The sequence below is a fragment of the Mycobacterium avium subsp. avium genome (assembly GCF_009741445.1).
Lineage (GTDB): Bacteria > Actinomycetota > Actinomycetes > Mycobacteriales > Mycobacteriaceae > Mycobacterium > Mycobacterium avium.
Genome location: NZ_CP046507.1, coordinates 327,066 through 350,261, shown reverse-complemented (window position 1 = coordinate 350,261; position 23,196 = coordinate 327,066). Strand labels below are relative to the sequence as shown.

Sequence of the window (23,196 nt, the reverse complement as noted above, 5' to 3'; positions counted from 1 at the left end):
CGGGTCGGCAAGACCAGTCCGTCGACCTAGAGGCGCATCCATGACGTTCGACCTGACCCCGACGGCAGCGCAACACGACCTGGCCCGGCGTACGCACGAGTTCGCCGAATCCGTAATACGCCCAGTGGCCCTCGAGTACGACCAGCGCCAGGAGTTCCCGTGGCCGGTGCTGGAGGAGGCGGCCCGGCGCGGCTTCTACAGCCCGCTGTTTTATCGCGATCTGATCGGTGATCCGACCGGCATCTCGCTGCCGATGTTCATGGAGGAGCTGTTTTGGGGCTGCGCCGGGATCGGCTTGGCGATCGTCATGCCGGCGCTGGCGCTGTCGGCGATCGGCCAGGCGGCATCCCCGGAGCAGATGCTTGAGTGGGCGCCCGAATGTTTCGGCACCCCAGGGGATCTCAAGCTGGCGGCCCTGGCCATCTCCGAGCCGGAGGGCGGCAGCGACGTGCGGAACCTGCGCACCCGTGCTCGCCGCGACGGCGACGATTGGATCATCGACGGCCACAAGATGTGGATCGGCAACGGCGGCATCGCCAATGTGCACGTGGTCAACGCGGTGGTCGACGAGGAGCTTGGCCACCGCGGTCAAGCGCTGTTCGTGGTGCCCGGCGGCACCCCGGGGCTCAAAATGGTGCGCAAGCTCGACAAGCTGGGCTGCCGCGCCTCCCACACCGCCGAATTGCTGTTCGAGGGTGTGCGCGTTCCGGCCGCCAATCTGCTGGGCGGACAGGAGAAGCTCGAGCACAAGCTGGCCAAAGCCCGAGAGGTCGTGGCGGGTGGAAAGCGTTCCGGCTCAGCGACATTGGGCACCTTCGAACAAACCCGGCCGATGGTGGCCGCACAGGCCATCGGGATCGCCCGGGCGGCACTGGAATACGCGACCAGCTATGCCACCGAGCGTGAGGCGTTCGGGGCGCCCATCATCGACAACCAGGGCATCGCCTTCCCGTTGGCGGAATTGGCCACCCAGATCGACGCGGCTCGACTGCTCACCTGGCGGGCGTCCTGGATGGCGGCCAACAACGTGCCCTTCGAGCGGGGAGAGGGGTCGATGTCGAAGATGGCCGCCAGCGAGGTCGCGGTCAAAGCCACCGAGCGCGCCGTCCAAACCCTGGGTGGGTGGGGATACATCACCGATCATCCGGTCGAGAAGTGGTATCGGGATGCCAAGCTGTACACCATCTTTGAAGGCACCAGCGAGATCCAGCGGATGGTCGTCTCCAACGCGCTGGGGGCCGCCGTCGGAACGCCGCCGCTGCACGTGGTGCTCGAGCCGTCCGGGGGAGCGCTGAACCGGGTGTTCGGGCGCGGCACCCCGCTGCGATCCCGGGCCGCCGAAGCCGCCCTGTCAATGCAGGATCGCATCCCCGAACCCGTCATGCGGCTGGCCATGAAGGTGCTGCGGCCGCCGGGTAGGTAAGCACGATGAGCAACCTTGAAGCCGCACCGGCCGAAGTCGCCTGCGCCGCTTCGCGGGATCGCGACGCCTCGCCGGCCGTGCAGATCCTGCGTCCGCGCGAGGTTCCCCTGGGCGGGCCGAGGGCGCTGCGGGTGCAACGCACGTTGCCGCAACGCGAACGTTCGCTGATCGGGGCATGGTGCTTCATCGATCATTACGGACCGGCCCACACCCGGATGGACGTGCCGCCGCACCCGCACACGGGACTACAGACAGTGAGTTGGTTGTTCAGTGGGGAAGTGGAACACCGCGACAGCGCCGGCGTACACGCGGCCGTTCGGCCCGGCGAGCTGAACCTGATGACCGCGGGCGCCGGTATCTGCCATTCCGAAGTGTCGGTGGGCTCGGGGGCTTTGCACGGCGTCCAGCTGTGGGTGGCGCTGCCCGACTCCGATCGCGACACCGCGCGGGACTTCGCGCATCATGCGCCCGCGCCGATCTCACTACCCGGCGCGCAGGCGCGGGTGTTTCTCGGCGAGCTACACGGAAGCCGTTCGCCGGTAAGGACTTTCACGCCGCTGGTCGGCGCCCAGATCGATCTCGGCGCCGGCGCCCAGCTGGACCTCGACCTCGACCCCGACTTCGAACACGGGCTGCTCTGCGATGCGGGCGCGGTTCATGTCGACGAGAAGCCCCTGTCCGTCGCCGAATTGGCATATCTGGGGCCGGGACGCGCCGCGGTGCAGCTGCGCAACGCCGGGGATACGCCCGGGCGGGTGCTATTGCTCGGCGGCACACCGTTTTCCGAACAGTTGGTGATGTGGTGGAACTTCGTCGGGCGAAGCCACGAGGACATCGTCGGTTACCGCCGATTGTGGGAGGACGGCGACGAGCGGTTCGGCGCGGTGCGGGGATACCGTGGTGCGCTGAGCCGGCTGCCCGCCCCGCCGTTGCCGACCGCTCGGCTGCGGCCCCGACCGATGCCGGAAAGAAAGGGAAGCACAAATGACAACCGATAAGACCGGAGCACAAACCACGGTCAGCCTTCAGGACGGCAAGTACACCATCGCCGTCGAGGGTAAACCCGTGGGACTGGCCGATTTCAAGGACCGCGGTGACCAGCGCGTCTTCTACCACACCGAAATCGATCCGGCGTACGGCGGACGCGGCCTGGCGACCATTCTGGTCGAGGAGGCGCTGAACGAGGCCCGGAATGAGGGCAAGCGCATTGTCCCGGTGTGCTCGATGATCGGCACCGTGCTCAAGAAGCATCCGGAATTCGACGACATCACCGATCCCGTCACTCCCGAGATCACGCGGTGGGTGCATTCGTAGCTGGCGCAGATCGAGCCGACGCGACTTGTCGGACCCCGCTGTCATGATGTTGTCATGTCCTCGAGCGTGCTGGCAGCTGAGGTGGAGGTGCGTCCTTGCGATCGGTTGGCGGTGCTGTTTGACGAGTTGGCGGAGTTGACCGGGCAGCGTAATGCAATTGATGGGCGCATCGTGGAGATCGTCGCGCAGATCGAGCGCGAGCAGCTGTGGGGAGCCACCGGGGCGCGGTCTCTTGGCGCGCTGGTGGCCTGGAAGACGGGCTGCTCACCGGGCAATGCCGAGACGATCGCGGCCGTGGCCCGCCGGCTGGACTCGTTTCCCCGCTGCGCGGCCGGTCTGCGGGAGGGCCGGTTGTCGCTGGACCAGCTCGGAGTCATCGCGCAGCGTGCCGGGGAGGGATCCGATGAGCATTACGCGCAGCTGGCCGCGGTGGCCACGGTCAACCAGCTGCGCACCGCGGTCAAGCTGGAACCGCGGCCCCAACCCGAGGCCAAGCCGGCACCGCAGCCCGGCCTCACCAAGACCTCCGACGAGGAGCTCAGCTGCTGGCGGATCACGCTCGACCGCCTCGATGCCGCCACATTCGACGCCGCCCTGGCCGCGCACCGCGAAGCGCTGATCGCCGAATGGAAACGCGACCACAACCACCGGGCCGGCGAGCAGGTCCGGCCGTTGCCGGGCACGCTGGAGGCGTTTATCCGCCTGATCGAAACCGGCTGGGACGCCGAGGCGCACCGCCGCCCCCACGGCCACCACACCACCGTGGTGGTCCACCTCGACGCCGCCCAACGCGTCGCCGGCCTGCATTTGGGCCCGCTGCTAAGCGACGCCGAGCGCCGCTATCTGACCTGTGATGCCACCTGCGAGGTGTGGGTCGAACGCGACGGCCAACCCATCGGTGCGGGCCGCTCGACCCGGGTGATCAACCGGCGGCTACGCCGCGCCCTCGAACACCGCCACCGCGGCTGCGCGATCCCCGGCTGTGGCGCCACCCGCGGCCTGCACGCCCACCACCTGCGGCACTAGGAAGACGGCGGCCCCACCGAACTGTCCAACCTGGTCCTGGTCTGCCCCTATCACCACCGCGCCCACCACCGCGGCGAGATCACCATCACCGGCCCCGCCGACACCCTCCTCGTCACCGACAGCTCCGGGCGCCACCTGAAACCAGGATCACTGGCCCGCAAACCGACCAGACCCCCACCCGCCGTCCCACCCTGTCCCGGACCCCTCGGCCAACGCGCCGACTGGTGGTGGTACGACCCCTTCCAACCCCAACCACCACCCACAACCAACTAGCCGGGTGGGGCTCAATTACCCGGTGTGACAACGTGTTTCGCGATCTGTTGCTCCCGCGGACCATCGGTCCGACCAGGCCGTGGAACGTTTGAACGGCCCCGGGGATGGTTCGTCACTGAAGTTGAGCGGGTGTTCGGCTGCCCAGTTTCGACCGATTATGCGATGCCTTCTCTGACCATCTGCTCGGCGCAACGCCACGTGTGCTCGAGACGCATCCAAACTCGAGGACTTCATAGATCCGGCCACGCCGGAAGTTCCGCAGTGGCTGCATTGGTAGCCCCTCGCGCGGCGGGTTAGGTACAGGCGCATAATGAACGCTCTTTCACCGCCAGCACCTGGTCGCCGTTCGGCAGCAGCTTCACTCCTGTGATGAGCCGAAGTACTTTGTTGCAAGGGCCTTTGCGAGATCAATGAGTTGCTCACACGAATGCTCCGCTTGGCCGCGGTGAAGAATTGCTCGATGCGGCTCAAGTTGCTTCGGATCCATGCAATGGTCTCGTCCGGCGATACCGCATTCGTTTCATCATCCGAACTGGCCCCTGTCATTAATCAGCTCCCAACTGACAACCGGGCCAGTCAAAGTCAATGAAGATTTGCTTGTCGGACTTCCGGATGTCGTCGAATCGGCGAGGCGATATCGAGCGTCTAAATACAGGAAGTGAAGTATGTAAAAGCCACCGTAGCAAGCTCTGTATTATCGGCCGCGGACTCCACTGGTCTAGGATTTGCCGCTAGTCGGTTTCCTCCGGTTTGGGCCATCCCCATTTTTTGAATGAATTGGAGCGTCGTAGATCGGCAAGTTCGTCGCAGACGCGCGCAGCGTTCGATTCATCGGTAAATAGCCGCTCGATCCGGCTCAAGTTTGCGCTCAACCAGCTCGCCTCGTCGATCGCGGGGCCAGCACCGACATCCTCGCCGCGTTCTAGGTATTGACGAATAAGGGAAAGTGCATACGAATCGTCGGACACACCTTGTGACGGCGCCGCAGCAAAGTAGATGAGCCCGCGATCATTAATGATCTGCCACCCGATCTCCTCGCCGGTGAACGTAATCGATGCGTCGATGTCGGCCAAGCCTCGGGTGGCCGAGTTCGTGATTCTGTAGCCGGGGTTGAGGTAGAGGAAGCCACAGTATTGAACGATAAATTCAAGGAGCGCTTTCATCCGCGCTAACCTCCGATCTTGGGTGGAACTAGGGTATAGCCGTCGACGACTTGGTAGCCATGAGCCTTTAGATAGCGGAGTTCCGCGGCGGTATACGTGTTGTCCAGAACCCTATCGATTGAAGTTGACAGCTTTATGGTGTCTCGGTTGGCGATTGCGAAGTCGAGAACAGGGAACGTCCCGGGGCGTGGTGTAAATAGTGGCGGCGTGTCGGTGCTGATGTAGAGGGCCATCGCGTGAGTCTCTGTGGTGAAACGACCAAGGATCACTACCGAGAGGAACATCGCGATGGCCCTGGACCAGTCTGCCTTGCTGGAGGTGCTGGACGCATTACGCAATGCCGATGCCGCTGATCGGATCAAGCAGGCCGCCGAGACGATTTATCAGGCACTCATCGATGCGGAGCTGACGGCGGTGATCGGCGCCGGTCCGCATGAACGGAGCGCATCACGAACCAACCAGCGCAACGGGTCTCGGCCGCGCACACTGTCGACGATCGCTGGCGATTTGGAGTTGCGGATTCCCAAGCTTCGGTCGGGCTCGTTCTTCCCGGCGCTGCTGGAGCGGCGCCGCCGGGTCGATCAGTGCTTGTTCGCGGTGGTGATGGAGGCCTATTTGCACGGCACCTCCACCCGCAAAGTCGACGATTTGGTTAAAGCCCTCGGCGCGGACGCCGGCATCTCCAAAAGCGAGGTCTCCCGGATTTGCGCCGATCTGGACACCGAGGTAGGCGCCTTTCGGGACCGGCCTCTATCCGAGCAGCACTTCCCGTATGTGTTCCTCGACGCCACTTATTGCAAGGCTCGGGTCAACCATCGGGTGGTCTCCCAAGCGGTCGTCATCGCCACCGGTGTCGCGGCTGACGGACGCCGTGAAGTGCTCGGCTTCGACGTCGGTGACTCCGAGGACGGCGCGTTTTGGACGGCGTTTCTGCGCTCACTGAAAACCCGCGGCCTGTCCGGGGTGCAGCTGGTGATCTCTGATGCCCACACCGGGTTGCGCAGCGCCATCGAGGCCATCCTCATCGGCGCATCTTGGCAACGATGCCGGGTGCACTTCCTGCGCAACGTGCTCGCCCAGGTGCCCAAGGGATCAGCCGAGATGGTCGCCGCAGCGATCCGCACCATCTTCGCCCAACCCGACGCCGAACATGTGCGAGAGCAACTCGACACCATCGCCGGCATGCTCGGCCGCCAACTGCCCAAGGTCGAAACGATGCTGCGCGAGGCCGCCGACGACATCACCGCATTCGCCGATTTCCCTGTCCTGCACTGGAAAAAGATCTGGTCCAACAACCCCGCAGTTATCTGGAGTCCTGCAGGCGGTGTCCTTGATGTCCGACACGAGGCGTTGAGGTCCCAGGTTCTGCGTGGTGGACGTGTTTATCTGCAGTCGTCCAGGAGGCAAGAGCCTGCGGAGGGGCGATGCAGATTGCACGAGTTATCTCGCCGGTCTCGTTGCGTGAGTCGTGGACCGTTCTCGGCGACGACGACGCTCCGGTAGCAGCGGTTGACCGGTATCTGGCGTATCTGACCGATATCGAGCGATCACCGAACACGGTCAAGGCGTACGCGCACGATCTCAAGGACTGGTTCGGTTTTCTCGCCGAGCGTGGGCTGGACTGGCGGGCGGTGCGGCTTGATGACGTAGGTGAGTTCGTGGCCTGGCTGCGGCTGCCGCTGCGGGCCCGGCATGGGCAGGTTGCGGTGTTGCCGTCGGTGCCGCATCACTGCACGGAATCTACTGTGAACCGCAAGCTTTCGGCGGTCGGGGCGTTTTACACCCACGCCGCACGAGATGGGCTGGATGTCAGCGCTCTGCTGACCTCGTGGCAGGTCGGCGGCGCGCGCGGTGGTTGGAAGCCGTTTTTGCACCACATCAGCAAGGGCGCGCCGAGGTCGCGGCGGGTGATCGCGTTGAAGGCGCCGAAGAAGCTGCCGCGGGTGCTCTCACCGGACGAGGTGCAGGCGATCCTGGATGGTTGCGGTCGGCTGCGGGACCGATTGCTGTTCGCCGTGCTCTACGACACCGGGATGCGGATCGGTGAGGCACTTGGTTTGCGGCACAACGACATCGCCGCTGCCGAGCATGAGGTGACGGTGCGGCGACGCGATAACGCCAATGGCGCGCGCGCCAAGTCACAGACCGTCCGCACGATCCCAGTCAGCAGCGCGTTGATCCGATTGTTCGCCGACTACCTTCACAGCGAGTACGGCGATCTGGACAGCGACTACGTGTTCGTCAACCTGTGGGGCCGCCCGCAGGGGCATCCGCTGACCTACGCTGCGGTCTACGACCTGGTGCGGAGGCTGCGCCGGCGGACCGGGATCGACTTCGACCCGCACTGGCTGCGACACACGGCCGCAACCCGGCTGCTGCGCGACGGAGTCAGCATCGAGGTGGTCGCGCACCTGCTCGGACATGCGCACGTGGCGACGACGACCACGACGTATGGGCACCTCACCGTGGAGGACGCTCGGCGGGTCATGGAACAGGCAGGCTGGTTCACCGATGGGCAGGTGCGGCTATGAGCGCGCCGTCGCTGAAGCCCGCCGGCCCGTCGGGGCTAATCGGCAAGCTGATGGCCGAGGTCCGCAGCGAATTCCGCAGCGATGTACTGGAATTCGGTGCCGATGATCCGGTGTTTGGTGGAGCCGAGTGCCGGGTTGAGGGGTGCGGGCGAACCGCCCGCGGACGCGGCCTGTGTGAAGGACATCGGCAACGGTGGGACGACGAAGGACGCCCGTCGGTGGAGCAGTTTGTCGTGTCGACCGATCCGCGGTGGCGGCGGCGACAACCCAACCAGCGCTGCCGGGTGCCCGGTTGCGGTTACGGCTCTGCCCGTGGCGGCATGTGCGGGCTGCACGCGCAACGATGGGAACGCGCCGGGCGCCCCAGCCTGGCCGGATGGCTGGCCGAACCGCAGCCGTTCAAGCAACCAGCGGCCGGGGTGACCTGCCGGATTCCGCACTGCGAGCTCTGGCCGCAGGGCACGTCTGCGTTCTGCCAAACCCACACCAACACCTGGAAGGTCAACGGCAGACCCGACATCGACGTGTTCGCCGACCGCTTCGCCGCCGAAGCCCCGTTGGCCAGTGAGCAGATACGGCTCGACCGGCTGATCGGTCAGCTGAAGCTGGAACTGCAGTACGTGCTGCAACGCCGCCACGACGATCGGCAGGGCAAGCTCACCCCGGACGTGGTCATGCGCGTGGTGAAGGCACTGGCCGCCGCAGGCGTGGGCTCCCTGCTCCACCACGACGAGGACACCTGGCATGACTGGGCTCGGTCGACGATCAACGACACTCGCTCCCGTGGATTCCTCAGCTACGCATCCCGGGTGATCGCCGACCTGGCCGAGGCCGGCGGCTGGGACGCCGAATACCCGCGCGAAGTCTGGCGCATGCGCCGGCTCGGCTACGACGGAGACCGCACGCTGCGCTTCGACGGTATTCCGCAGCCGTGGCTGCGGGATCTGGCCAAGCGGTGGGTCCGGTGGCGGCTATCGACCGGATTGGGTCTGGAAGCCGGCGGCGGCAGGCCGGTCGTTGCGCTCACCCGCTTCGCCGGGTACCTCGCCGACATCGGCGTCGAGAGCATCGACCGGATCAACCGGCCGGTGCTGGAGCGCTATTTGGCCAACCTGCGCAGCGACTCCATCGGTGCCCAACGCCGCGGGACCCATATCGGGCTGCTCAACCGATTCTTCGCTACCGTCCGCCAACACCGTTGGGACACAGACCTTCCCGCAGACGCGATGTTCTTCGCCGAGGACTACCCCAAACGCGATGAACGGTTGCCTCGGGCACTGGCCGAACAGGTCATGACCCAGCTCGAGGATCCCGACAACCTTGCCCGATACGCCGACCCCGCTCACCGGTTGATCACGATCATCTTGATGCGTTGCGGGCTACGGATCACTGATGCGCTGCGGCTGCGCAGCGATTGTGTGGTCGCCGATGCCGAAGGCGCACCGTATCTGCGCTACCTCAACCACAAGATGAAACGCGACGCGTTGGTGCCCATCGACGAGCAGTTGCGCGAACTCATCGCCGAACATCGCAACCACACCTCCCAGCGTTGGCCGGCAGGCACGCCGGTGTTGTTCCCACGGCCGACGAAGAACATTGACGGCACCCACCCGATCGCGAGTCCCACCTACCGGATGGCGCTGTTGCGCTGGCTGTCCGTCTGCGACATCCGCGACGAGCACGGCCAGCCGGTGCACCTCACCCCGCACCAGTGGCGCCATACCCTGGGCACCCGGCTGATCAACCGCGACGTCCCGCAAGAGGTCGTGCGACGCATCCTCGACCATGACTCCGCGCAGATGACCGGGCACTACGCCCGCCTGCACGACACCACCGTGCGCCGTCAGTGGGAGGCAGCTCGAAAGGTCGACATCCACGGCGCCACAATCATTTTCGACCCGTCCGGGCCGATCGCGGAGGCCGCCTGGGCCAAACAGCGCCTCGGCCGAGCCACCCAGGCCCTACCCAACGGCTACTGCGGACTGCCGGTGCAGCAGAGCTGCCCGCACGCCAACGCCTGCCTGACCTGCCCGATGTTCCTCACCACCGCCGAGTTCCTGCCCCAGCACCACCAGCAGCGGCAACAGACTCTGCAGCTGATCACCGCCGCCGAAGCCCGCGGCCAACAACGTCTGGCCGAGATGAACCGTCAAGTCCTGCACAACCTGGACACCATCATCACCGCCCTCAACGATTCAGAACCAGGGAAGGCCAAACATGCGGGCTGACAACAGCATCAACCTCATCCGGGCGGCCCAGCAGCGGCACGAACACACCCGCGCCAAGGCGATCGCGGCGATGCACGAACTCGACCGGACCGGCGCCGTGCTCACCTTCGAATCCGTCGCCCGCCATGCCGGTGTCTCCCGCTCGTGGATCTACACCCAAATCGACCTCAAAGACGAGATCTGCCGGCTCCGCGCCCAGCACCGGCCCGAGCCAAGCACACCGTTACCTGCCCGACAACGCGCCAGCGACGACTCCCTGCGGCAGCGCCTCGAAATCGCCAACCGCCGCAACCACGAACTCGCCGATGAGAACCGGCGGCTACGCCGCCAACTCGCGTGCGCCCTTGGCCAACTCCGCGACGACACCGGAAGACACCATGAACGGACGCATCGCGATTCGGTAACGATCGGGCCATGCTGACCGCCAACCGATATCGATCTCCAGCCGCGTCATGGACACCCTCCACGACACAAACCTGCAGGTCACAACAGCTATCGCACACAGTGCTCCAGATAACACTGGGGTTGGTTGACCAGATCTTTTTCCAGTGGGCCACCGGGAAGTCGGCGAAGGCGGTGATGTCGGCGGCGGCCTCGCGCAACATGGTTTCGACCTTGGGGAACTGGCGGCCGAGCATGCCGGCGATGGTGTCGAGTTGTTCGCGCACGTGCTCGGCGTCTGGCTGGGCGAAGACGGTGCGGATCGCGGCGGCGACCATCTCTGCGGAGCCCTTGGGCACTTGGGCGAGCACGTTGCGCAGGAAGTGCACTCGACACCGCTGCCAGGCGGCCCCGATCAGCACGGCGTCAATGGCACTGCGCAGTCCGGCATGGGCATCGGAGATGACCAGTTGGACTCCGGCCAGACCGCGGGATTTCAACGACCGCAAAAACGCGGTCCAGAACGCCCCGTCCTCGGAGTCTCCGACCTCAAAGCCCAGTACCTCGCGGCGCCCGTCAGCGGCCACCCCGGTGGCGATGACCACCGCCTGCGACACCACCCGATGATTCACCCGGGCCTTGCAGTAGGTGGCGTCGAGGAAGACATACGGAAAGCGCTGATCACCCAACGGCCGGTCCCGGAAGGCCGCGACCTCGGTGTCGAGGTCTTTGCAGATCCGGCTGACCTCGCTTTTGGAGATCCCGGTATCGGTACCCAGTGCCTTGACCAGATCGTCGACCTTGCGGGTGGAGGTGCCGTGCAGGTAGGCCTCCATCACCACCGCGAACAAGCACTGATCGACCCGGCGACGCCGCTCCAACAACGCCGGGAAAAATGACCCGGTGCGCAGCTTGGGAATCCGCAGTTCCAGGTCCCCTGCGACCGTGGACAGCGTGCGCGGACGCGAGCCGTTGCGCTGATTGGAGCGGGTCTCGGTGCGCTCATGGGGAGAAGCCCCGATGAACGCGGTCAACTCCGCGTCGATCAAGGCTTGGTAGATCGTTTCGGCGGCTTGAGTGATCCGCTCACCGGCATCGGCGGTGCGCAGTGCGTCGAGCACCTCCAGCAAGGCAGACTGGTCCAGGGCCATCGCGATGTTCCTCTCGGTAGTGATTCTTGGTCGTTTCACCACAGAGACTCACGCGATGGCCCTCTTACGTCAGGGACCGACACGCCGCCATCACTTACACCACTCCCCGGGACGCTCCCTACCCGCGCGGTTTGCGACGGATTGCGGGCGGCGCTGGCGGCTTACGGGGCCCCCCAGCAGATTTTGACTGATAACGGCAAGGTGTTCACCGGCCGGTTTAACCATCCCCCGGTGGAGGTGCTCTTCGACGCGATCTGCCGGCAAAACGGCATCGACCACCTGCTCACCCAGCCGCGTAGCCCGACGACGACAGGCAAGATTGAGCGGTTCCACCGCAGTCTGCGCGCCGAATTCCTCAGCAACACAAGGGCTTTCTCAAATCTGAAGACGGCTCAGCAAGCCCTCGACGAATGGGTGCACTACTACAACACCGCCCGTCCGCATCAATCGCTGAACATGACCACCCCAGCCGAACGGTTCACCGCCACCGCCTCGCCGGTGAGCCCTGGCGACGACGTACCCGCCAGCATCGACCGAGACGGCCAGGACTGGGTCAGCCGCCGGGTAACGACCAACGGGGTGGTCAGTGTGGCCTGGCAGCAGGTCTGCGTGGGAGCCCACTACGCCGGGGCCCGCTGCGATGTCCACGTCGACGGTGAGCTGCTGCGGTTCTGGATCGGCGACCAGTTAGTCAAGACCGCTGCGCGCACCAACCATGCAGAGGTAAGAAACAAACGGGCCTTCCGCACCCGCGAACAGGCCTAACCACTAACCCAGAGTGTCAAGGATCAACCGACATAGAAATGTCACCCATCAACCGACTCTGAACAGTGGCTCCGTTTGTCTGGCGCCGAGCGTCACGCCAGCGTGACCGTCGGCGCCGAGCGTCACGCCAGCGTGACGGCGGCGGGCGAGGCGCTCACGCCGGGGCCAGAAACCCGACCGGGCCCGACGCGAGGCACAGCGCCAGCGCGGTGGTGTTGGCCCGCACCGTGATCGCGTCCCCGGCGCCGGGCAGCCGGGCGAAGACGCGGTTGAGCCCCGGATGCACCGGCACCTTGACCGGGGGGCCCTGCGTCATCGACAACGTCATCGATCCGTCGCTGTTGGCCAGGTAGTTCAGCTCGACGGTCCAGTCGGCCGGCAGCAGCGGCCCGTCCAGGACCAGGCGGGCCGGTCGGTCCGGCTGCGCGAAATACCCGCACTGCGGCATCGGCCCCGGCGTGATGGTGCGCACCCAGGTCACCCGCGCCCTGATGAGCCGCCCCGAGCTGTCCAGCATTCGCAATTGCGTTGTCGCCGAAGCGAATTCGGGCCTGTCGCGGAGCAGCGCGAACAGGTGGCTGGCCAGGTTCTCCGGCGCGGCCACCCGTTGCAGCACCAGCGGATCGACCTCCTGGTCCAGCAGCGGCGCGTCGCTGGCCGCATGCGCCGCCGCCAGCGCGGCCCGGGCGTTGCGCAGATAGGGCTGGGCGGGGTTGTCGCGCCAGCTGGTCAGGAACGTGGCCGTCGAGTACAGGCTGCTGGCCAAAAACAGCGCCGCCAAACCACACGCGACTATCGTGCGTTTCGGTGAGGCGTCCAACCAGCGCGGCCCGGCGGGCCGGTTGGGGGCGCTGAGCGCGACGGCGGCCAGCAGCGCCAGCACGACGACGAGATCCGGCAGATACCGCAGCGTCTGGGCGAGTTCCAGCGCGGTCTGCTTGGACGACCGCATCAGATAGATCGGCACCTGGCAGGCCACCGCGTAGCCGGCCGCGGTCAGCCACACCGGCCCGATCCGCCGCTTGCGCAGCAGCGACACCGCCAGCACGCCGGCCAGCGCCAGCCAGCCGAGCGCCATCACCAGCGGCGGCGGCGTGGCCCACGGCGAGGCCGGCGCCCAGCGGTCCCAGTGCCACGGCCCGCCGGCCAGCCCCGGCACGATGCCGTGCGTGATCGAGCGCACCAGCAGCCGGCCCGTCATCACCACGTCCGAACTCCACCGCCGCTGGTTGACCACGGCCAGGTACAGCCCCACCCAGGCGGCGGTCAACGCCAGCGACGGCACCCACAGCCGCAGGCCGGCCCGCCACACCGCGCGCAGCGCGGATCCCGGTCCGGCGTCGCCCGCCACATGACGCAGCAGCGCGGCCACCGCGAACGCCACGAACGGGATCACCGCGGACTTCTCGAAGAACAGCAGCCCGCCGAGGTAGACCAGCACCCCGGTCAGCGCGTAACGCCGGTTCCCGGTGCGCACCAGCAGGATCGCGTCGCCGCACACCCAGGCCAGCGCCGCCAGTAGCGGCAGCGAATTCAGCGCCGCCGCCCACCACGCGAACCCGGGCACCGCCAGCGGGGTGAACAAGGCGAACGTAAACGGGATCAGCAGCACCGGCCGCCAGCCCAGGATCACGTGCAGCGCGCGCAACAACGCCAGCGACGCCAGCAGCTGCAGCACCAGCAGGCTGACCGCCGGCCAGGTCCAGTCCAGCGGCGCGGCCCGGATGATGGTGCCGGCGAGCAGGAATGCCCCCGGCATGAGGTGCCCGTCGTGGTCGTCGAACAGATACGACGGCGCCAGCAGGTTGTGGGTGCCGGCCTTGCCGATCAGGATCAGGTCGTCCCAATAGAAGTAGCCGCCGAACGCCAGCACCGCGCGCACCGCCAGCTGCACCACGACGAGCGCGGCGGCCGCCAGGGCTATGTATGGTGGGCCGGTGCGCGCACTGGTTACCGGGGCAGCCGGATTCATCGGCTCGACGCTAGTCGACCGCCTCCTGGCCGACGGTCACACGGTGGTGGGGCTGGACAACTTCGCGTCCGGCCGCGCGAGCAACCTCGAGCATCTGGTCGGCAACCCGGCGCACGTGTTCGTCGAGGCCGACATCGTGACCGCCGACCTGGAGGCCATCCTCGACGAACACCGCCCGGAGGTGGTGTTCCACCTGGCCGCCCAGATCGACGTGCGGCACTCGGTGGCCGACCCGCAATTCGACGCCTCGGTCAACGTCATCGGCACCGTGCGGCTGGCCGAGGCCGCGCGCCGCACGGGCGTGCGCAAGATCGTGCACACCTCCTCCGGCGGCTCCATCTACGGCACCCCGCCGACCTATCCCACCCCCGAGACGGTGCCCACCGACCCGGCCTCGCCGTATGCCGCGGGCAAGGTGGCCGGCGAGATCTACCTGAACACCTTCCGCCACCTCTACGGCCTGGACTGCTCGCACATCGCGCCGGCCAATGTCTATGGGCCGCGCCAGGATCCGCACGGCGAGGCCGGTGTGGTGGCGATCTTCGCCCAGGCGCTGCTGTCGGGCAAGCCCACCAAGGTTTTCGGGGACGGCACCAACACCCGCGACTACGTTTTCGTCGACGACGTGGTGGACGCCGTCGTCAAGGCATCCGGGGACGCCGGCGGCGGCCAGCGCTTCAACATCGGCACCGGCGTCGAAACCTCGGACCGGCAACTGCATTCGGCCGTCGCGGCCGCCGTCGGGGGACCCGACGACCCGGAGTTCCACCCGCCGCGGCTCGGCGACCTGAAGCGGTCCTGCCTCGATATCGGCTTAGCCGCAAGGGTTTTGGGCTGGCAACCGAAGGTCGGCCTGCAGCAGGGGGTGGCCCGCACGGTCGAGTACTTCCGCAACCAGCACAACTAGTTCGGGTCGGGCGGCAGCGCGGATTCCAGCGCGACCGCCCGGGCCAGGCGCGCGTAGCGCAGCTCCAGGTCCTTGAACCGCATATAGGTGCTGAGCGTGGTGAAGCAGAACGCCATCACCAGCGCGTAGAGCATCAGGTCTGTGCCGCGGCGCACCCCGAACCAGTTCGCCACCACGGTGGTGTCGTCGGGCCGCAGCACGGCATAGATACCGGCCAGCACGAACACCACGTAGCCGACCTTGACCCAGGCCCGGGATCGGGCGTTGCGCCGCGAGCGCAGCAGGTAAACCAGCAGCGCCACAATGGATCCGATCAGCAGCACCTGGATCCAGTTCATCGTGGAATCCTTCCTCGCAGAAATCCGTCGAAAATGATGTTCACCCCGTTGAGCAGCGGTTGGCCCTTCGACCTCGAGTACTCGGTGTAGAGCACCTCGATGGGTTCTTCGACCACGCGCCAATGGTTTTCGTCGATCAGCATGACGAACTCGTTGGCGTGGCTCATGCCGCTCATGGTGATGTCCAGCCCGTCGGCGACCTTCTTGTTGAACACCCGCAGCCCGTTGTTGGTGTCGGTCAGGCCGAGCCGGCGGCCGCGCCGGCTCAGCCGTGCCGCGGTCTGCAACACCATGCGCTTCACCAACGGCGGCCGGGCCCCCTGCCGGGTGCCGAACCGGGTGCCGATGACGACATCGACGTCACCGACCCGCAGCCGGTTGACCATCGCGGCCAGGTCTTTGACCCGGTGCTGGCCGTCGGCGTCGAAGGTGGCGAAGACCTGGGCGCCTGGCTGCCGGCGGGCGTACTCGACCCCGGTCTGAATGGCCGCGCCCTGCCCGAGGTTGATCGGATGGCGCACCAGATGCGCCCCGGCCCGCCGGGCGATCTCGCCGGTGTCGTCGGTGCTGCCGTCGTCCACGCAGACGACGTTGTCGAATACCGAACGCACATCGGCTATCACCTCGCCGATGACGGCGGCTTCGTTGAAGGCGGGAATCACGACCCAGACGGCCGAATAATGCGTGTCAGTACCCATCTAAGCCCACAAGGTACACGCCGGTGCAGGTCGGATCAGCCGGTTAGGCGCGCGGCGCGCGACAACGCCACCAGATGCACGCCGATACCCACCAGCGGCCCGCACAACAGCCCGACCACGGTCCGGGTCTGCAGCGACAACGGCAGCGCCAGCAGCAATCCCGATGCGACCGTGGCGCCCACCCACCCCAGCGCGTAGGCCCGGTGCAGCGCGGCGGCCACCGCGGCCGCGCCGGTCAGGGTGAGCATCGCGATGGCCACCGCCGCCGCGGTCAGCCAGGCCAGCAGCGCGCTGCCGGCCTGGTACTGCGGGCCGAAGGCGACCCGTAACACCCACGGGCCCAGCACGCCCGCGGCCAGCACTCCGACCGCGCCGATCGCCCCGACGATGGCCGCCGGGCCGATCAGCGCCCGAACCCGGTCGCTGCGCTCGTCGACGAAATGCGCAATCAGGTTGCCCTGCATGGCCGTCAGCGGCACCAGCAGCGGCGCGCGGGTCAGCGTGACGGCGAGGATGATCACCCCGCCCTGCGCGCCGAGCTCGGCGCTGGTCAGCTTCAGCAGCACCGGAAACCCCATCACCAGGATGGCGCTGGCGCCCGCGGCGGTGATCGAATGCGCGGCGCCGCGCAGGAACGTCGCGGTGCCGCCCGGGGTCAGCAGCCGCGCGGTGGCGCGGGTGGCGGGCGAGGCCGCCAGCAGGATCAGCCACGCGACCGCGCCGGCGACCGTCGCCCACAAGAAGCCGACCAGGCGCCAACCCAGCACCACGGTGGCCGCGGCCACCATCACCCGGATGACGGCGTCGGTCACCATCAGCGCGCCGTAGCGGGTCCACTCGTTGGTGCCGGCCAGCATGCCCAGCAGGGTGGCGTGCACGCAGAACCCGGCCAGCCCCACGGACAGCAGCAGCACCGACAGCGGCCGCGCCTCGACGAACACCCGGCCGCTCCACAACGGCGAGCTGCCGGCGATCACGACGGCCGCGGCCGCCCCGAGCAGCATGGCGACCCGCAACGGATGGGTGCGCTTGACCGGTGCGACCTCGAGGTAGGGCATCACCCGGACTTCCCGGGTGGTCTCCTGCAGCAGCCCGTTGGCCGCGCCGGTGACCAGCCCGAAAGCCCCCCAGAACACCCCGAACACCGAAAAGCCGCTCGGCGCCAGGTCGCGGGCGGCCAGGTAGATCACCGCGTATCCGCACAGTGCCGTGACGGCCGTGGCGGTCCCGACCCGGGCCATGCTGCCGCGCGCCACCGGCCCCTGCGAGGCACTGATCTCGGTCATCGGGGCGGCGCTTTCGGCCCGCTGCCCCGAGGTATCGCCACAATTTGAAAATAGTAAGCGGCCCACAGCGTGCGCCGCGGCGGCGATCGGTGTTGGTTAGGGTGGGCGGCGGCCGGAAAGGATCGCAGTGCCCGCTTTGCGCACCTTCGGGGTCTCGCTGTTGGTCACCGCGGCGGCCCTGGTCCTCGGATACGCCTACGGCGGCCCCAAGAGTCTGTACCTGCTGCTGGTGCTGGCGGCCCTCGAGGTGTCGCTGTCCTTCGACAACGCCGTCATCAACGCCGCGGTGCTCAAGCAGATGAGCCGGTTCTGGCAGCGGATGTTCCTGACGATCGGGATCCTGGTCGCCGTGTTCGGGATGCGGCTGCTGTTCCCGTTGCTGATCGTGTGGGCGACCGCGGGCCTCGACCCGGTGCGCGCGCTCGAGTTGGCGCTGCGCCCGCCCCCGCACGGCGCGCTGGAATTTCCCGACGGCTCGCCCAGCTACCAGAAGCTGCTCACCGCCGCCCATCCCCAGATCGCCGCGTTCGGCGGCATCTTCTTGCTGATGCTGTTCTTGGACTTCCTGCTAATCGATCGAGATATCAAGTGGCTCAAGTGGATTGAGGTTCCGTTCGCCCGCATCGGGCGGCTGGGTCAGGTGTCGGTGGTGCTGAGCGGCCTGACGCTGGTGCTGGTCGGCACCGGGTTGACGCACTCCAGCCAGGAGGCGGTGACGGTGCTGACCGCCGGACTGCTGGGCATGGTCGCCTACCTGGTGGTCAACGGTTTGAGCCGGGCGTTTCGGCCGTCCGGGGTGGGGCAACCGCAACCGGCAGGCCCGGCGACCGGCTGGGCCGGGCTGAGTCTGTTCCTCTATCTGGAGGTGCTCGACGCCGCCTTCTCGTTCGACGGGGTCACCGGCGCGTTCGCGATCACCTCGGACCCGGTCGTCATCGTGCTGGGGCTGGGCGTGGTGGGCGCGATGTTCGTCCGGTCGATCACCATCTACCTGGTGCACCAGGAAACGCTGGACCGCTACGTGTACCTGGAACACGGCGCGCACTGGGCGATCGGCGCGCTGGCGGTGATCATGCTGGCGTCCATCGAGCCGCGGCTGACCGTTCCCGAGCCGGTGACCGCGTCGGTCGGGGTGTTCTTCATCGGAACGGCGGTGGGCTTCAGCGTGCTGCGGCGCCGCCGCGAATCCGGGCGGGCTAGTGCCCCTGGGCCTTGAACCGTTCGATCGACCGCTGCACCTCGGCCTCGGCCTCGGCGCGGCCGACCCAGTCCGCGGCCTTGACGAACTTGCCCGGCTCCAGGTCCTTGTAGTGCACGAAGAAGTGCTTGATCACGTCGAGCTCGAACTCCGGGACGTCGCCGATGTCCTGGATGTGCTCCCAGCGGTGGTCGCCGGCCGGCACGCACAGCACCTTGTCGTCGCCGCCCTTCTCGTCGGTCATCCGGAACATGCCGACCGGGCGCGCCTCGACGATCACCCCGGGGAACACCGACTGCGGCAGCAGCACCATCGCGTCCAGCGGGTCGCCGTCCTCACCCAGGGTGTCCTCGATGAAGCCGTAGTCGGTCGGGTAGGCCATCGCGGTGTACAGGTAGCGGTCCAGGCGCAGCCGACCGGTCTCGTGGTCAACCTCGTATTTGTTCCGCTGGCCCTTGAGGATCTCGATGGTCACGTCGAATTCCACCGCGTCGGCTCCTTGTCTGGGTAGGCAGTCTGGGAAGGCAGGCCAATTTTGCTCTGCTACACCCTAGTCGAGCCCGGCGGCGCCGATTCGGCAGAATGGCGTGCAGACAGTCAGGAGAGTGATGGCCCGTACTCGCTGGCAGAAATCCACCCCAGTGTTCATCGGGTTGGGCGTGCTGGCGTTCGTCGCTGCCGTGGTGGTTGCGGCAACGTTTTTCACCACGACCGGGCACGGCGCGGGCAACGCGCACGCCCCGATACCGGCTCCGCATGCACCCACGGTCAAGCCGGGCATGCTGCCGGTCAGCGACACCGCCGAGCTACCCACCGGACCCGGGGTGAGCGCCGCGCTGGCGCCGGTGGCTGCCGACCCCAACCTGGGCCGGCTGGGCGGCCGGATCACCGACGCCATCACCGGCAAAGAGCTGTGGCAGGTTGCCGACGACATGCCGTTGGTGCCGGCGTCCACCAACAAGGTGCTGACCGCCGCGGCCGCGCTGCTGACCCTGGACCGGCAGGCCCGGATCAGCACCCGGGTGGTGGCCGGCAGCCAGAACGCGCAGGGGCCCGTCGTGCTGGTGGGTGCGGGCGACCCGGTGCTGTCGGCGGCCCCGCCCGGGCAGCCGACCTGGTATCGAGGCGCGGCCCGGATCAGCGACCTGGTCGAGCAGATCCGCCGCAGCGGGGTGACGCCGACCGCGGTGCAGGTGGACACCTCGGCGTTCAGCGGGCCGACGATGGCGCAGGGCTGGGATCCCTCCGACGTGGACAACGGCGACATTGCGCCGATCGAGTCGGTGATGATCGACGCCGGACGCATCCAGCCCACCACGGTCAACTCCCGCCGCACCCGCACACCGGCGCTGGACGCGGGCCGGGAGCTGGCCAAGGCGCTGGGGTTGGACCCCAACGCGGTGACGGTCGCGACGGCGCCGTCCGGGGCGCGGCAGCTGGCCGTCGTGCAGTCGGCGCCGCTGGTGCAGCGGCTGTCGGAGATGATGGACCACTCCGACAACGTGCTGGCCGAGTGCATCGCCCGGGAGGTCGCGGCGGCCATCAACCGGCCGCGCAGCTTCGCGGGTGCGGCCGACGCGGTCACCAACCGGCTCAGCACCGCCCACGTCGACACCGCCGGCGCGACGCTGATGGATTCCAGCGGGCTGTCGGTCGACGACCGGCTGACCGCCAAGACGCTCGACGGCGTGCTGCAGGCCGCCGCCGGGCCGGACCAGCCGGCGCTGCGGGCGCTGCTGGATTTGCTGCCGATCGCCGCCGGCAGCGGCACCCTGGGCGACCGGTTCACCGACGCCTCGACCAACCAGGGCCCGGCCGGCTGGCTGCGCGCCAAGACCGGCTCGCTGACCGCCATCAACGCGCTGGCCGGCGTGCTCACCGACCGCAGCGGGCGGGTGCTGACGTTCGCGTTCATCTCCAACGATGCCGGCCCCAACGGCCGCAACGCGATGGACGCGCTGGCCACCCGGCTCTGGTTCTGCGGGTGCTCATGACGCCGGCGCCCGATCTGACGCTGGGTACCGCCGTCGACTGGCGATTCGCGGCCACCGTCGGCCGGCGGCTGGCCCGGCCCGGCCCGCCGTCCACCGACTACACCCGCCGCCAGGTGATCGACGAACTCGCCGGCGCCGCCACCAAGGCCGAGCCGTTGGTGCGCCAGGTCACCGGCCTGCTCACCGACGGCGCCGACGACGGCCGGGTGCCCGCCGCCCGCATCGTCGACCGCCCGGAGTGGATCGCCGCGGCGGCGGAGTCGATGCGGGTGATGATGAACGGCACCGAGCGGCCGCGCGGATTCCTCACCGGCCGGGTCACCGGCGCGCAGACCGGCGCGGTGCTGGCCTACGTGTCGTCGGGGATCCTCGGCCAGTACGACCCGTTCGCCACCGACCGGGGCGCCGGCGCGGGGTCGACGGCGTCGCGCTCGGGATCCGGGCTGGGCCTGGCGCTGGTGGCCCAGCAGGCCGAATTACACGGCGGCACAGCCGAATTGCAGAACAGCCCGCTGGGCGGTACCCGGCTGCTGTTGCGGCTCGCCGGGGACGGGCGCGGACCGGCGTAGCGGGCCGATCAAGACAGGGCACTCGACGTCAAGCCACGCGCCCTTGTATTAGTAGAGCGCTCTATATAATCTGCTGCCCGGGGGCAGCGGATCCGAAAGGTACATCGATGAACGCCAGCGCCGAACACATCCGGTATGAGAAGCGGGGCCGGATCGCCACCATCACCCTGGACCGGCCGGCCTCGCGCAACGCGATCGATCCGGCGATGGACCGGCGGCTGCGCGACATCTGGGCCGAATTCCGCGACGACGACGGCGTCGACGTCGCGATCCTGACCGGGGCGGGTGAGGCGTTCTGCGCCGGCGCCGACCGCAACACCTGGTTTCACCAATGGCTCGATGCCGACGCGGCGGCGGTGCGCCGCAACGCCAAAGGCGTTGGCTTCGGCGGCATCACCCGCGGACTGCACCGCATCACCAAGCCGGTGATCGGGGCGGTCAACGGCTGGGCGCTGGGCGCCGGCCTGGAGCTGGCGCTGGCCTGTGACATCCGGATCGCCTCCGAGCGGGCGATGTTCGGTGCGCCGTTGGTGGGCCTGGGTTTTCATCACGGCGACGGCGGCATCTCACGGCTGGTCGATACCTGCGGGCTGGCCGTCGCGCTGGATCTGGAATTGAGCGGCGAACCCATCGGCGCGCAGCGCGCGCTGCAGGTCAACCTGGTCACCCGGGTGGTGGCCCACGACGACTTGATGACGGCGGCCCACGCCCTGGCTGAGCGCATTGCCGGTTATCACCAGGCCGCGGTGCGCTCGGCCAAGGACACGGTGCTCGACGTGGTCGGGCGACCGCTGGACGAGCAACTCGAGCGGGAGGCGATGAGCGCCTACTCCATCGATCGGCACAGCGCCCGCGAGATCATCGCCGCGGTCGGGATGCGGGGCCACTGATGGCCACGGCGACCCGCGAACGGTTCCTGACCGCGGCCACCGGACTCTTTCGGCGCCAAGGCTATTCGGGCACCGGCCTCAAACAGATCGTCGCCGAGAGCCGGGCCCCGCTGGGCTCGTTGTATCACTTCTTCCCCGGCGGCAAGCAAGACCTGGCCGTGCAGGCGATCGCCCACACCGCCGAGCGCTACCGGGAACTGCTCGACCGGGTGTTCGCCAGGTCCACCGACATCGGGCAGGCCACCGTCACGTGGTTCAACTGGGCCGCCCGCGCCCTGCAGGAAACCGACTACGCCGACGGCTGCCCGATCGGCACGGTGGCCTGCGAGGTCGCCAGCAGCAACGAGGCGCTGCGGCAAGCCACCCAGGCGGTGTTCGCGTCCTGGCAGTCCCGGGTGGCCGCCGAACTGATCGGCGCGGGCGTCCCGACCGCGCAGGCCCGCCGGCTGGCGACGTTCGCGGTGGCCAGCCTGGAGGGGGCGATCCTGCTCGCCCGGGCGCACCGCAGCACCCGGCCGCTGCGCGAGACGGGCCGCGTCGTCGCCGACACCCTGCGCGCGGCCACCGACCGCGGCTGACCGGGCGACTCGACTCATGCTCGGCCACCTCGGCATCAACGTGCCCGACCTGTCCGTCGCCAAGCGGTATTACGACGCGCTGATGCCGCTGGTCGGATTCGAGCCGTTCTTTGCCGCCGCCGACGAATTCTCCTATCGACCGGCCGGCAACAAGCCGGGCACCTACCTGTTCTTCTATCCCGCGGCCGAGCCGCACGAGTACTCGGCACAACGCACCGGCCTTCAGCACCTGGCATTCATGGTGCGAGGACGCTCGGCGGTGCACGAGGTGCACACCCATGTAATTCGAATTGGCGGCACCGTCATTTACCCGCCGCGCCATTTCCCGCAATATCCCGGCCACTATTACGCCACCTTCTGGTACGACCCCTTCGGCATCAAACTCGAGGCCGTCTGCCACCACGACCGGGATTAGCCGACGGCCCCGACCGCACGACTTCCGGGATTTTTGTGACAGCCGAGTCCGGAGTGGTCGTTGAGGTTTATCGCCGACTCCTTATGGGAACTCAGG

The 23,196-nt window shown here is 67.7% G+C and carries 18 protein-coding genes and 6 pseudogenes; 17 read left to right on the top strand and 7 right to left on the bottom strand.

Features of this window, described 5'->3' with window-relative positions:
- The first annotated feature begins 40 nt into the window (after window positions 1-40).
- The 4 genes and pseudogenes from MAA44156_RS01715 to MAA44156_RS01700 all read left to right on the top strand — a co-directional run bounded on the left by MAA44156_RS01715 (window position 41) and on the right by MAA44156_RS01700 (window position 4,036).
- A complete protein-coding gene (locus tag MAA44156_RS01715) occupies window positions 41-1,423 on the top strand; it encodes an acyl-CoA dehydrogenase family protein (RefSeq protein ID WP_003875500.1) in 1,383 nt (460 codons plus the stop codon).
- 5 nt (window positions 1,424-1,428) lie between these two features.
- A complete protein-coding gene (locus MAA44156_RS01710) occupies window positions 1,429-2,421 on the top strand; it encodes a pirin family protein (protein WP_009974196.1) in 993 nt (330 codons plus the stop codon).
- On the top strand, window positions 2,408-2,737 hold the full coding sequence (locus tag MAA44156_RS01705) for a GNAT family N-acetyltransferase (RefSeq protein ID WP_003875502.1): 330 nt from the start codon (window positions 2,408-2,410) through the stop codon (window positions 2,735-2,737). Before MAA44156_RS01710 ends, MAA44156_RS01705 begins: the two co-directional genes overlap by 14 nt.
- 54 nt (window positions 2,738-2,791) lie before the next feature.
- Window positions 2,792-4,036, top strand: a pseudogene (locus tag MAA44156_RS01700) (HNH endonuclease signature motif containing protein).
- A gap of 731 nt (window positions 4,037-4,767) precedes the next feature.
- Here the strand turns inward: MAA44156_RS01700 and MAA44156_RS01695 are convergent.
- Window positions 4,768-5,199, bottom strand: coding sequence for a hypothetical protein (locus MAA44156_RS01695; protein ID WP_080679922.1), 432 nt, complete (start codon window positions 5,197-5,199; stop codon window positions 4,768-4,770).
- A gap of 288 nt (window positions 5,200-5,487) precedes the next feature.
- On the opposite strand from MAA44156_RS01695, the pseudogene MAA44156_RS01690 reads away from it, so the two are divergent.
- From MAA44156_RS01690 to MAA44156_RS23485, 4 genes and pseudogenes are all read left to right on the top strand, one after another.
- Window positions 5,488-6,498, top strand: a pseudogene (locus MAA44156_RS01690) (IS256-like element IS1311 family transposase); the annotation flags it as partial.
- Window positions 6,499-6,623: 125 nt separating this feature from the next.
- Window positions 6,624-7,730 (top strand): site-specific integrase, encoded by a 1,107-nt coding sequence (locus tag MAA44156_RS01685; protein WP_029248429.1) that lies wholly within the window; start codon window positions 6,624-6,626, stop codon window positions 7,728-7,730.
- On the top strand, window positions 7,727-9,958 hold the full coding sequence (locus tag MAA44156_RS01680; RefSeq protein WP_024637620.1) for a tyrosine-type recombinase/integrase: 2,232 nt from the start codon (window positions 7,727-7,729) through the stop codon (window positions 9,956-9,958). The genes MAA44156_RS01685 and MAA44156_RS01680 overlap by 4 nt, the downstream gene beginning before the upstream one ends.
- Entirely contained in the window at window positions 9,948-10,379 is a 432-nt protein-coding gene (locus MAA44156_RS23485; protein WP_009980034.1) for a DUF6262 family protein, read from the top strand. Before MAA44156_RS01680 ends, MAA44156_RS23485 begins: the two co-directional genes overlap by 11 nt.
- Window positions 10,380-10,479: 100 nt before the next feature.
- On the opposite strand, the pseudogene MAA44156_RS01675 reads toward MAA44156_RS23485, so the two are convergent.
- Window positions 10,480-11,490, bottom strand: a pseudogene (locus MAA44156_RS01675) (IS256-like element IS1245 family transposase); the annotation flags it as partial.
- Window positions 11,491-11,610: 120 nt separating this feature from the next.
- Between MAA44156_RS01675 and MAA44156_RS01670 the strand changes: the two are divergent.
- Window positions 11,611-12,255: pseudogene (locus MAA44156_RS01670) on the top strand (IS481-like element ISMav5 family transposase); the annotation flags it as partial.
- A gap of 154 nt (window positions 12,256-12,409) precedes the next feature.
- Here MAA44156_RS01670 and MAA44156_RS01665 read toward each other — a convergent pair.
- On the bottom strand, window positions 12,410-14,227 hold the full coding sequence (locus MAA44156_RS01665; RefSeq protein ID WP_029248363.1) for a hypothetical protein: 1,818 nt from the start codon (window positions 14,225-14,227) through the stop codon (window positions 12,410-12,412).
- Between MAA44156_RS01665 and MAA44156_RS01660 the strand changes: the two genes are divergently transcribed.
- Window positions 14,193-15,134: an NAD-dependent epimerase/dehydratase family protein gene (locus tag MAA44156_RS01660; RefSeq protein WP_009974723.1), complete on the top strand. Its 942-nt coding sequence runs from the start codon at window positions 14,193-14,195 to the stop codon at window positions 15,132-15,134. The genes MAA44156_RS01665 and MAA44156_RS01660 overlap by 35 nt on opposite strands.
- Here MAA44156_RS01660 and MAA44156_RS01655 read toward each other — a convergent pair.
- From MAA44156_RS01655 to MAA44156_RS01645, 3 genes are read right to left on the bottom strand one after another with little or no spacing between them, the layout of a single operon-like run.
- On the bottom strand, window positions 15,131-15,472 hold the full coding sequence (locus MAA44156_RS01655; protein ID WP_003873266.1) for a DUF2304 domain-containing protein: 342 nt from the start codon (window positions 15,470-15,472) through the stop codon (window positions 15,131-15,133). The genes MAA44156_RS01660 and MAA44156_RS01655 overlap by 4 nt on opposite strands.
- Complete coding sequence (locus MAA44156_RS01650; protein WP_003873265.1) at window positions 15,469-16,170, bottom strand: polyprenyl-phospho-N-acetylgalactosaminyl synthase PpgS; 702 nt, start codon at window positions 16,168-16,170, stop codon at window positions 15,469-15,471. The genes MAA44156_RS01655 and MAA44156_RS01650 overlap by 4 nt, the downstream gene beginning before the upstream one ends.
- Before the next feature lie 35 nt (window positions 16,171-16,205).
- Window positions 16,206-17,456, bottom strand: a complete 1,251-nt coding sequence (locus MAA44156_RS01645) for a hypothetical protein (protein ID WP_009974726.1) — start codon at window positions 17,454-17,456, stop codon at window positions 16,206-16,208.
- 127 nt (window positions 17,457-17,583) lie between these two features.
- Here MAA44156_RS01645 and MAA44156_RS01640 point away from each other — a divergent pair, with 127 nt between their 5' ends.
- The gene (locus MAA44156_RS01640; protein ID WP_011723621.1) at window positions 17,584-18,672 is read left to right on the top strand and encodes a DUF475 domain-containing protein; all 1,089 of its coding nucleotides are present in this window, start codon (window positions 17,584-17,586) and stop codon (window positions 18,670-18,672) included.
- Here MAA44156_RS01640 and MAA44156_RS01635 read toward each other — a convergent pair.
- The gene (locus tag MAA44156_RS01635) at window positions 18,653-19,141 is read right to left on the bottom strand and encodes an inorganic diphosphatase (protein ID WP_009974729.1); all 489 of its coding nucleotides are present in this window, start codon (window positions 19,139-19,141) and stop codon (window positions 18,653-18,655) included. The genes MAA44156_RS01640 and MAA44156_RS01635 overlap by 20 nt on opposite strands.
- Window positions 19,142-19,262: 121 nt before the next feature.
- Between MAA44156_RS01635 and dacB the strand changes: the two genes are divergently transcribed.
- From dacB to MAA44156_RS01610, 6 genes and pseudogenes are all read left to right on the top strand, one after another.
- Entirely contained in the window at window positions 19,263-20,648 is a 1,386-nt protein-coding gene (gene dacB, locus MAA44156_RS01630) for a D-alanyl-D-alanine carboxypeptidase/D-alanyl-D-alanine endopeptidase (protein WP_010948859.1), read from the top strand.
- A pseudogene (locus tag MAA44156_RS01625) lies at window positions 20,645-21,064 on the top strand (zinc-dependent metalloprotease); the annotation flags it as partial. The gene dacB and the pseudogene MAA44156_RS01625, both read left to right, overlap by 4 nt.
- A pseudogene (locus tag MAA44156_RS23400) lies at window positions 21,062-21,217 on the top strand (ATP-binding protein); the annotation flags it as partial. The pseudogenes MAA44156_RS01625 and MAA44156_RS23400, both read left to right, overlap by 3 nt.
- 107 nt (window positions 21,218-21,324) lie before the next feature.
- Window positions 21,325-22,107, top strand: a complete 783-nt coding sequence (locus MAA44156_RS01620; RefSeq protein WP_009974735.1) for an enoyl-CoA hydratase/isomerase family protein — start codon at window positions 21,325-21,327, stop codon at window positions 22,105-22,107.
- Window positions 22,107-22,685 (top strand): TetR/AcrR family transcriptional regulator, encoded by a 579-nt coding sequence (locus MAA44156_RS01615; protein WP_009974737.1) that lies wholly within the window; start codon window positions 22,107-22,109, stop codon window positions 22,683-22,685. The genes MAA44156_RS01620 and MAA44156_RS01615 overlap by 1 nt, the downstream gene beginning before the upstream one ends.
- Window positions 22,686-22,701: 16 nt before the next feature.
- On the top strand, window positions 22,702-23,100 hold the full coding sequence (locus tag MAA44156_RS01610) for a VOC family protein (protein WP_009974739.1): 399 nt from the start codon (window positions 22,702-22,704) through the stop codon (window positions 23,098-23,100).
- Window positions 23,101-23,196: the final 96 nt, after the last annotated feature.

Bases quoted from the DNA above. Each gene is read 5' to 3' on its own strand.
- MAA44156_RS01715 (WP_003875500.1), top strand. From the start codon at position 41: ATGACGTTCGACCTGACCCCGACGGCAGCGCAACACGACCTGGCCCGG.
- MAA44156_RS01710 (WP_009974196.1), top strand. From the start codon at position 1,429: ATGAGCAACCTTGAAGCCGCACCGGCCGAAGTCGCCTGCGCCGCTTCG.
- MAA44156_RS01705 (WP_003875502.1), top strand. From the start codon at position 2,408: ATGACAACCGATAAGACCGGAGCACAAACCACGGTCAGCCTTCAGGAC.
- MAA44156_RS01695 (WP_080679922.1), bottom strand. From the start codon at position 5,199: ATGAAAGCGCTCCTTGAATTTATCGTTCAATACTGTGGCTTCCTCTAC.
- MAA44156_RS01685 (WP_029248429.1), top strand. From the start codon at position 6,624: ATGCAGATTGCACGAGTTATCTCGCCGGTCTCGTTGCGTGAGTCGTGG.
- MAA44156_RS01680 (WP_024637620.1), top strand. From the start codon at position 7,727: ATGAGCGCGCCGTCGCTGAAGCCCGCCGGCCCGTCGGGGCTAATCGGC.
- MAA44156_RS23485 (WP_009980034.1), top strand. From the start codon at position 9,948: ATGCGGGCTGACAACAGCATCAACCTCATCCGGGCGGCCCAGCAGCGG.
- MAA44156_RS01665 (WP_029248363.1), bottom strand. From the start codon at position 14,227: ATGAATCCGGCTGCCCCGGTAACCAGTGCGCGCACCGGCCCACCATAC.
- MAA44156_RS01655 (WP_003873266.1), bottom strand. From the start codon at position 15,472: ATGAACTGGATCCAGGTGCTGCTGATCGGATCCATTGTGGCGCTGCTG.
- MAA44156_RS01650 (WP_003873265.1), bottom strand. From the start codon at position 16,170: ATGGGTACTGACACGCATTATTCGGCCGTCTGGGTCGTGATTCCCGCC.
- MAA44156_RS01645 (WP_009974726.1), bottom strand. From the start codon at position 17,456: ATGACCGAGATCAGTGCCTCGCAGGGGCCGGTGGCGCGCGGCAGCATG.
- dacB (WP_010948859.1), top strand. From the start codon at position 19,263: ATGGCCCGTACTCGCTGGCAGAAATCCACCCCAGTGTTCATCGGGTTG.
- MAA44156_RS01620 (WP_009974735.1), top strand. From the start codon at position 21,325: ATGAACGCCAGCGCCGAACACATCCGGTATGAGAAGCGGGGCCGGATC.
- MAA44156_RS01615 (WP_009974737.1), top strand. From the start codon at position 22,107: ATGGCCACGGCGACCCGCGAACGGTTCCTGACCGCGGCCACCGGACTC.
- MAA44156_RS01610 (WP_009974739.1), top strand. From the start codon at position 22,702: ATGCTCGGCCACCTCGGCATCAACGTGCCCGACCTGTCCGTCGCCAAG.